Below are 5,084 nucleotides of genomic sequence, written 5' to 3'. Positions count from 1 at the left end.
GACCCGTCAGGACCTAGCTCGCTGACCTGCAGATTCGGAGGTTGAAAGACGCTCACTGACGGCCGACATCCTGAGCCCTTCCGATCTACGCCCTGGTGAGTGACAGCCGTTGGCGGTGGGTGACGAGGACGGCGTGGAGGAGTGTGGTGATCTTGTTCGGGCTGATCCGTACGTGCTGGAGTACGTGCCATCGTTTGAGTTGGGCGAAGGCGCGCTCGACGGGTGCGCGGAGCCGGGCGAGGGCGGCGTTGGCCTGTCGTTCCCAGCCGTTGTGGCTCTTGCCGGGTGGCCGTTTGATGGGGGTGCGGACGGTGCCGCGGGCGCCCTGGTGACCGGAGTCGGCGGTGGTCTCCACGTCGGCTGCGGTGACGGCGCCGGTGATGCCGTCGGTCCGGGCGGCGGTCGCATCGTGGGTGGAGCCGGGTCTCGCCTCGCCAAGGAAGACCGGGTCGCCGGTGGTGTCGGTGAGGGCCTGGACGTTCACCCCGTGCCGGCGGTGCTTGCCGCTGTACAGCGGATCGGGGTTCTTCTCCGTGGTCACGGCCGCGCAGCGCCAGGTGGGATCAGCGTGCCGTCCAGCAGCAGGCGCCGCCCGGGCCCTGCCGCCGCGATCGCGTCGGCGAGGGTGGGAGCGAGCGGTGCGAGGGTCTCGATGCCTTCGTTGACGTAGCGTCATGCCGTGTCGGTGGCGGCCCCGAAGTGTGCTGCGAGCCGCGGGAACGAGTCACCCCTGGCCATCCGGACCAGCAGCATCACCGCCTGGTCCCACGAGGTCAGCACCCGCCAGGAACCGCCCGCTTCACTCCTTCGGGCGGCGATGAGGTTCTCCAGCCAGGAAACCAGGTCGGACGGCACGTCGAGGGTGGCACGATAGTGACCACGAAGCTCCTTGCTCCGCAGGATGGTTGGCACCTCTGCAACGGCAAGGAGCTTCATCGCGTCACGGGCCACCCCGTCACCCGAACCGGTCACGACCGGAAGAACTCCCTGGCTGTTCCGCTCTTGTAGGTGATTGCTGGTGCTTGTTTGACGGGGGGATTATGTGGCTGTGTGTCACAGGCCAGGCAGGTTGCGGCAGCAGGGCCACAGAGGGCCGTCTGCAGGCGGGGTGTGCCGGGTGCCGCCGGAGAGTGCTGGAGGGGTCATGCGGAGGGAAATGCTGCGCGGACGGATGGTTCCGGCCGCAGTGGTGCTCGGTGTGCTCGCACCCTGCACAGTCAGTACACCCGTCACGGCTGCGCCGCGTGCGGGTATCGCGGTCTTCCCCCAGTCCGGCGACTGGAAAACCCCTCCCGGCGTCACTGTCGTCACCGTCGATCTGATCGCGGGCGGCGGGGCGGGCGGCAACGGGGGCGGCGGGGGCGGCGGAGGCGGCGGGGGCTGGGCGAGCCCAAGTACAGGATTTGGGGGTGGAGGTGGCGGTGCCGGAAGCGGCGGGGGCGGGGGCGCTCACGGCGATCACGCGGTCTGCCGCGTCAGCACCGAGCCTGGCCAGACGCTGCATGTCAACGTCGGGCTGGGCGGCGGTGTCCTGGGTGGTGGCGGCAGTCTCGGCGAAGGAGGCCGCGGTTCATACAGTGGCACCGGCAATCCGGGGGTGAACGGCGGAGGCGACGTCACCGGCGGAGCGGGCCAGGACTCCACCGTCTACAACTCCTTCGCAACGCGCCTTGCGATCGCCTACGGTGGAGGTGGAGGCGCTGGTGGGAAGGGCGGAGGAGGAGGCGGGGGCGGCGGCACCGGCACTGGCGGAGTTTCAGGTGGTGGGGGCGCTTCCGTCGCGGGCGGTCAGACCACGGCCGGGAACAACATTCCCGCTGCGTGCACCGTCAGTCAGGTTTCCTACACTGTCGGAGCCCCAGGCCAGGCCGGACCCACCGGAGGCAACGGGGTAAAACCGGGGGGCTTCCGCGGCGGCCGCGGGGGTTCTCCGGTATCGGGAGGTCTGGGTGGGCTGTCAGCCCTTCCGTACGGCAACGGCGGTAACGGCGGTTTCAGTGGCGCAGGCGGTGGCGAGAACAACGGTGCAGGCGGCGGGGGAGGCGGCGGGGGCGGTGACCTCCCAGGTCTCTTCGGAGGCGCCGTTCCGCCTGCAGACGGCGGTTCAGCCGGCACGAGCCAGCACGGCGGCGCCGGCGGCTTCGCCTCCAGAGGAGGACTCGCCACCAAAGGCACCAGCGGACGCATCATCCTCACCTGGTAACCCGACCGCCCAGCGTGCCGGGTGCCCGGGGCGCCCGTCCTGGTGGCGCGGGGCAGGAGTGTCTGACGGCTGGCGGGGATACGGCCGCAGGCCGCTCCCGCCCGTATGCGTCTGAGTTCGTGAACCAGGGCTGACGGCGGAAATGCGAAGCTCCCCGTAGGCGGTTCGATCGCCTCCCCGCAGGCGGACACGAGTTCTCCCCGCTGATGGACGCGTGATCCTTCCGGTGTCTTTATCTCCCGGCCTGTTCCTTTGGTCGGTGTGAAGACGAAAGAGGAGATCATGGAGATATTGGAAGCGTACGACCTCACGGGGAGTTACCGCGGGGCGGCCGAGCTGGCCGGGGTCGACCACCACACCGTGAAGCGGTATGTCGAGCTTCGCGACAAGGGCGGCGACCCGTCCAAGCGTCAGCAGCGGCCGAAGATGATCGACGGGTATCTGCCGAAGATCGAGGAACTGATCGAACGGTCCGGCGGGCGGATCGGTGCCGACCGGGTGCACGAGAAGATCACGGCAATGGGCTTCACGGGCACGGACCGGACCACGCGGCGGGCGGTCGCGGTGGCGAAGGCGTCGTATCGGGCCGGCCACCGCCGGGTGTTCCGCCCGTGGATCCCCGAGCCCGGGCTGTGGGTCCAGTGGGACTGGGGTGACGGGCCGAAAATCGCAGGCCGCAGGACGTGGCTGTGGTGCGCTTGGCTGGTCGAGGTTCCGGGTGGTGATCCCGGTGCTCGACAAGACACTGCCGACGATCGCGAGTTGCCTGGACGCGACGCTGCGGCAGATCGGCGGGGCCCCGACCTACGCGCTCACCGACAACGAGCGGACGGTCACGACGGACCATATCGCGCGGATACCGGTCCGCAACCCGCAGATCATCGAGATCGGTCACCACTACGGGCTGACGGTCCGCACCTGTGTCCCGGCGGATCCGCAGTCCAAGGGCGGGTCCGAGGCGACGGTGCGGATCGCGAAACGGGACCTGGTGCCCACCGACATCAACCTTCGTCCGGCCTACCGGGACTTCACCGAACTCGAAGACGCCTGCCGCCAGTTCACCGCCGAGGTGAACAACAAGGTCCACCGGGCGATCAGACGCCGGCCCGTCGAGGCTCTGGCGGAGGAACGGCACCGGCTGCATCCGCTGCCGGAGAATCCGTTCACCGCGGCTCTGGGCACGACCCGCAGGGTCGCGAACGACGCGACGATATCGGTGGACTCGGTGCGGTATTCGGTCCCGCACCAGCTGGCCGGCGAGACGGTCTGGGCCCGCTTCCACGGCGACGAGCTCGTCATTACCGCGGTCACTGCCGACGGCGCGGTCGAGGCCGCCCGCCACCGCCGGTCCACCCCGGGCAACCCGTCGATCAAAGACGAGCACTACCCGCCTCGCGAGGACAAGGAAGGCGACCGCACCCCGAAGGCAACCTCCGCCGAGGAGGTCGCGTTTCTCGCTCTCGGTCCCGGGGCGGCGTCCTGGCTGACCGAGGCCGCGGCTGCGGGAGCGAGGAGGATGCGGCCGAAGATGGCCGAGGCCGTCCAGCTCGCCAAGCTCCACGGCACCGCGGAGGTCGACCGGGCGCTCGGGACGGCGGCGATCGCGGGCCGGTTCGCCGAGAACGACCTCATCTCGATTCTTGACCACCACATCGGACGCCAGGTTCCCGAGCCGACCCGGGCGTCGGAGGACCACAGCCTCCAGCCGGGCACGTCCGCCTGGTCCCGCTTCGGCGTCGCCCCTGAAGGAGACGAACACTGATGGCCACCCCTCTTCGCACCGTCTCCGGTTCCAACGGCGACCCGCTCTCCGAGGCGATCGAGCTGACCCGGCGACTCAAACTCCCTCACATCCGGCGGGCGTTGACGGACCTGATCCCCACGGCCAAGGCCCAACGGTGGGATCCCGCCGAGGTCGTCCGGGTCCTGCTGGCCGAGGAAGCCGCCGGCCGGGACGCGGCGAACCTGCAAGGGCCCGTGCGAGAGCCCGGCCGCTCTGTTCAACGAGCCGCCCTCCTGCCTGGTCACAAACCAGCGGGCATCGCGGGCGGTCGTACCACGACTGTCATCGTTGCGTGCAGGAGATGGAGTGTGGCCCCGGGTTCTGCGCTATCAGTTCCCGGGGCCGGGGCGGCGGGCCGGACAGGCGGCCTGCCGCAGACAGGCGAGAGGAACGCCCCTGTCGGGATCTGCCCATTCTGACGGACGGTCATTCACCCAAAGCGAAGGTGACTGCGGCCGGAGAGTTTCTGCCAGTTGACATGCGGTCATATATCCCCGCAGCGTAACTTCTCCCCGGGGCAGACAAGGATCCCCCGGCCGGAGTCCGGCCGGTACGGTGAAGAACACCATAGGGAAGTCATCTCAAGGGCGGTGAGCGTGGCAAGCGAAACCGTGGTGACAGTGGTGGGCAACCTCACCACCGATATCGATCTGCGCTCCACTGCCTCCGGTGTCCCTGTCGTCGGATTCACGATCGCTTCCAACCCGCGGGTCTTCGACCCTGCCAGCGGCGGATTCCGCGATGGCGACGCACTGTTCCTGCGCTGCACCCTGTGGCGGCAAGCTGCGGAAAACGCCGCGCAGTCCCTCGTCAAGGGGACGCGGGTCATTGTCACCGGGCGGCTCAAGCAGCGCACCTTTGAAGACCGCGAAGGAGCGCAGCGTACGGTCGTCGAGGTCGATGCCGACGAGGTGGCCGTCTCCCTGATCCACGCGAGGGCCACGGTCACCAAGACCTACCGCCCACCCCCGGCGGGCCCGGCACCCGGTTCCTGGCGGCGGTCACAGCCCGCACAAGAGTCCAGCCCGCGCCCCTTCTGACAGTGAGCTTGTTCAGCGGTGAGTTTCCAGGGTGAGGATGGCTTTGGCGATTGTCGTG

3 protein-coding genes and 1 pseudogene are annotated in these 5,084 nt (G+C 69.1%); 2 read left to right on the top strand and 2 right to left on the bottom strand.

Annotated features, from left to right (window positions below):
• Nucleotides 1–85: 85 nt before the first annotated feature.
• Entirely contained in the window at nucleotides 86–541 is a 456-nt protein-coding gene (locus ACLHRZ_RS36580; protein ID WP_490422906.1) for a transposase family protein, read from the bottom strand.
• Between the two features lie 131 nt (nucleotides 542–672).
• Nucleotides 673–972: a hypothetical protein gene (locus tag ACLHRZ_RS36575; RefSeq protein ID WP_490422905.1), complete on the bottom strand. Its 300-nt coding sequence runs from the start codon at nucleotides 970–972 to the stop codon at nucleotides 673–675.
• 1,492 nt (nucleotides 973–2,464) lie between these two features.
• Here ACLHRZ_RS36575 and ACLHRZ_RS36570 point away from each other — a divergent pair.
• Together ACLHRZ_RS36570 and ssb are read left to right on the top strand one after the other, a co-directional pair.
• Nucleotides 2,465–3,965 (top strand): annotated as a pseudogene (locus tag ACLHRZ_RS36570) (IS21/IS408/IS1162 family transposase).
• 611 nt (nucleotides 3,966–4,576) lie between these two features.
• Nucleotides 4,577–5,026, top strand: a complete 450-nt coding sequence (gene ssb, locus ACLHRZ_RS36565) for a single-stranded DNA-binding protein (protein ID WP_490422904.1) — start codon at nucleotides 4,577–4,579, stop codon at nucleotides 5,024–5,026.
• The last annotated feature ends 58 nt before the right edge of the window (nucleotides 5,027–5,084 follow it).

This window comes from Streptomyces sp. AM25 (genome assembly GCF_058146165.1).
Note: the sequence above shows the minus strand (reverse complement) of the source record. Positions and strands in the feature narration are given on the sequence as shown.